General features: G+C 48.1%; 5 protein-coding genes. 3 read left to right on the top strand and 2 right to left on the bottom strand.

Annotated elements, in window-relative coordinates; translation table 11 throughout:
- The first annotated feature begins 103 nt into the window (after nt 1-103).
- Nucleotides 104-727: a fumarylacetoacetate hydrolase family protein gene (locus JW878_05375; protein MBN1762491.1), complete on the top strand. Its 624-nt coding sequence runs from the start codon at nt 104-106 to the stop codon at nt 725-727.
- 305 nt (nt 728-1,032) lie between these two features.
- Nucleotides 1,033-1,269, top strand: coding sequence for a type II toxin-antitoxin system HicA family toxin (locus JW878_05370; GenBank protein ID MBN1762490.1), 237 nt, complete (start codon nt 1,033-1,035; stop codon nt 1,267-1,269).
- Nucleotides 1,270-1,303: 34 nt separating this feature from the next.
- Here the strand turns inward: JW878_05370 and JW878_05365 are convergent, their stop codons facing one another.
- Nucleotides 1,304-1,474 carry a type II toxin-antitoxin system HicB family antitoxin gene (locus tag JW878_05365; GenBank protein ID MBN1762489.1) on the bottom strand — a complete coding sequence of 57 codons (171 nt, stop codon included), beginning with the start codon at nt 1,472-1,474 and terminating at the stop codon, nt 1,304-1,306.
- A gap of 228 nt (nt 1,475-1,702) precedes the next feature.
- Here JW878_05365 and JW878_05360 point away from each other — a divergent pair, with 228 nt between their 5' ends.
- Nucleotides 1,703-1,909, top strand: coding sequence for a hypothetical protein (locus JW878_05360; protein ID MBN1762488.1), 207 nt, complete (start codon nt 1,703-1,705; stop codon nt 1,907-1,909).
- 61 nt (nt 1,910-1,970) lie between these two features.
- On the opposite strand, the gene JW878_05355 is transcribed toward JW878_05360, so the two are convergent.
- On the bottom strand, nt 1,971-3,245 hold a 1,275-nt coding region (locus JW878_05355), incomplete at its 5' end, for a cation:proton antiporter (GenBank protein MBN1762487.1).

Genomic DNA, 3,245 nt, shown 5'->3' with positions numbered 1-3,245 from the left:
CCTGAAGGCGAGCAGGGAGAACATCGGCAAGCATAAGATCGAAACGGTGGGCGAGGAGATCAGGCAACTGTTCAAGAAGCAGTAATCGTCTCATCTCACTCAGATGCCCCTCTCCTTTTTGCAGCGTCAGCCAACGAAGGTTGTGCTGGTCGGGCTCAATTACCGGGATCATGCTCGGGAGCTGAAGATGGAGCTGCCCGAGGAGCCCATCCTCTTTTTGAAGCCGCCAACTACATTGATCGGGCCCGAGGAGTTCATCGTCTACCCGGCACAATCGACACGGGTTGACTACGAGGCTGAGTTAGCAGTAGTGATAAAGGACACCTGCAAGAACGTCGAGCCGGACGCAGTGATGGAATACGTCGCGGGGTTCACGTGCTTGAACGACGTAACGGCGCGCGACCTGCAACGGAAGGACGTGCAGTGGACACGTGCGAAGAGCTTCGATACCTTTTGCCCGGTGGGACCGCGGATCGTTAGTAACATCGATCCGAACAACGTTCGGATACAGAGTTACCTGAACGGCGAGCTGCGGCAGGATTCCACTACCGCAAACTTCATCTTTACCACCGAGGAGCTGGTCTCGTTCGTCTCGAAGGTGATGACCTTGCAACCTGGGGACATCGTGGCCACGGGAACGCCGAGCGGGATCGGGGCGATGCAGCGCGGAGACACGATTGAGATTGAGATAGAGGGTATCGGAACGCTGCGCAATTATGTGCGGTGAGAAAACGTTAGAGCGTCTGTAACTGATGATTAAACGCTCATTGCGCCTAGAGTTAAGTTTGAATATCGGGAAGGCTTAGGTGAAAGCATGCGGAGAATCATCCAGGTCAGAGTTTAGGAAGGAGAAAAGTATTACATTGCCGAATGCATCGATTTTCCGGTGGTGACGCAAGGAAAAAACTCTGGATGAAGTAACAGCAAATATAAAAGAAGCCATCAGCTTGCACCTCGGAGGCGAAGATCTAGCGGAGTGGGGTATTCTTCCCGAGCATTCGATTCTGGTCAACTTTGAACTGCCCGCTGCATATGCCGAACCTTAAAACTCTCAGCGGTAAAGCTATAGTGAAAATTTTCTCTGAATTTGGCTTTGACATTGTTTCCCAACGAGGGAGTCATGTAAAGTTACGAAGAATCGATCCAGATGGATCGAGGAAAACTTTGACTATTCCGTTTCATGATGAGTTAGACAAAGGGACTTTAAGAGCCATTTTCAGGCAACCTTTGCGATACAGTCCTGAGGAAGAACTGAAACTGTACTTTTAGACATAGCTAATCCGAACACTTTACGCTATCAATTTCAGTATAAATTATCACGGTCACTGAAATATAACGCTATAGTTTCTTTGGTTCGTCTTATAAGTTCATCATAGATCTTCGCCTGCGTATGACAGTCTGGTAGCTCAATCACGTCGGAAATGAGGTGGCCGTCCTCTCCCTCTTCAACAATCACGGTGAATTGTTCAGGCATAGTAGTAGTGAAAAAATGGGGCATAAATAAAGGTTACTTTCAAGATCAGGCTTTGAATGGATGATCATGGGCTGAGAACGTACTCGCCAAGCTTTGAAGGGAGAGTATACTGATGGGATCGTATCTTCATGCTTGACATCGATGTTTACGTTATTCAACCACTATCGCTCAATATCCACCAACTATGTTCTTATCCTCAGCACATGAAGGTCGTATATAGGAGACAGAATGAAGACAAAGACGTGTACGAGATGCTACGGCTACGGCTTATGGGCGGTCGGTGACCCCGTCCCGATGGGGCCCATTGACGCACTGGATGGTCTACCAACCATTCCATGCCCTGAATGCGGCGCGAACGCCAATCCCGTAGAAGAGCTTTTGAAAGCAATCAACCCGCGATCCGGTGACGAGCGGCGTGAGCAGAAGCCCAAGTAGATACAGTTCTTTAATAATTATCGTACCGGGTATTAACACTATCATTACCGGGAATTTGAATTTATTTCACCACTTCCGCTTTTAATTCTTCTTCAGACACTTCTTCAGCACCTGCTGCTTCCGGTTCTATCCTTTCTTCTTCCCACTCCGGCTCTATTCTACCTGCTATGGCGGGTATTGCGGTGCTGAGTAATACTGATAAGAGGATCACCATGAACACGATATTGATGAGTAAATCGTTACCGACGACACTCGCAACGAGTGGCGCCATCGCTGCGGCTGCGATTCCGCGCGGAGCAACACAGCTTATGACGAGCAGACTGCGATCATCCAGGGAAGAGCGCAATTTCCCCAGCAGTGGCAGCACGAATATCGGTCGAGATGCCAGCACAATCAGGGCGAAGACGAGCTCAAGGAGCACGAGTTTCGGCTCAAGGAGTAAGAGTACCTGCGCACCGAGGAGCGTGAATACAGATATCCTGAACATTTCTGACAACGCATCTTCGAATCGGGCAACTTCCTCTTTAAACGGGAATACCAGGTTGCCAATAACAAGCCCACAGATGGCTACGGCGAGCATACCAGAACCGCCAACATTCTCTGCCACCGCATACGTAACAAGTGCCAGAGAGAATATGAACAGGGGTGAATATCCCTTGATCATTTTCCCTATCAGCTTACTCATCACGATACCCAGTAATAGGCCAGTCCCAATCCCCGCAGCCACCAGTCGCCAGAACAGCGTTAAGTATTTGTAAGGCTCTATCACTGCACCCGGGGCGAGATTGAATAAGTCGAGGAATATTATTGGCAACAGTAAGCAGAGCGGTGTGTTAAAAATTGACTCAACTTCCAAAATTGTTGATACATTTTCACGCTTTTTTAGCGTGTCTTTCAAGGAGAATACTATTTCTGATGAGGTACCACTTATGACAGACCCTAAAAGGAACGCGGGAACTAATTCCAGGTTAAAGATAGCATTAGCCACGAGACCGAATATAATGGTGTTAAAAATAACGCCAATAATAGCGAGATTAGTGGAGAGACCTGAGAATTTCTTGAAGACCTGGTAGTTCAGGTTGAACGAACCAGTAAAAACCACCATTATGAGTGCCAGTGTCCTCAAGAAGTCTGGTACAACGCCCATTACCGAAACATCGATCGGGGCAACATTGATATATGCTAACACGCTCGGATTTGACCAGATCGTTGGGCCAAGAACAAATCCCACAAGTAGTAAGAAGAAAACGTCCGGGACTCTGGCTTTTTTCAAGAGGTTCGCCACAAAGACACCGATCCCTAAAAGAAAAGCGAAGTACGTAAAAATGAGGACCTG

The sequence above is a fragment of the Methanomicrobia archaeon genome, from assembly GCA_016930255.1.
Taxonomy (GTDB): domain Archaea; phylum Halobacteriota; class Syntropharchaeia; order Alkanophagales; family Methanospirareceae; genus JACGMN01.
This window is presented reverse-complemented; position numbering and strand designations above follow the sequence as displayed.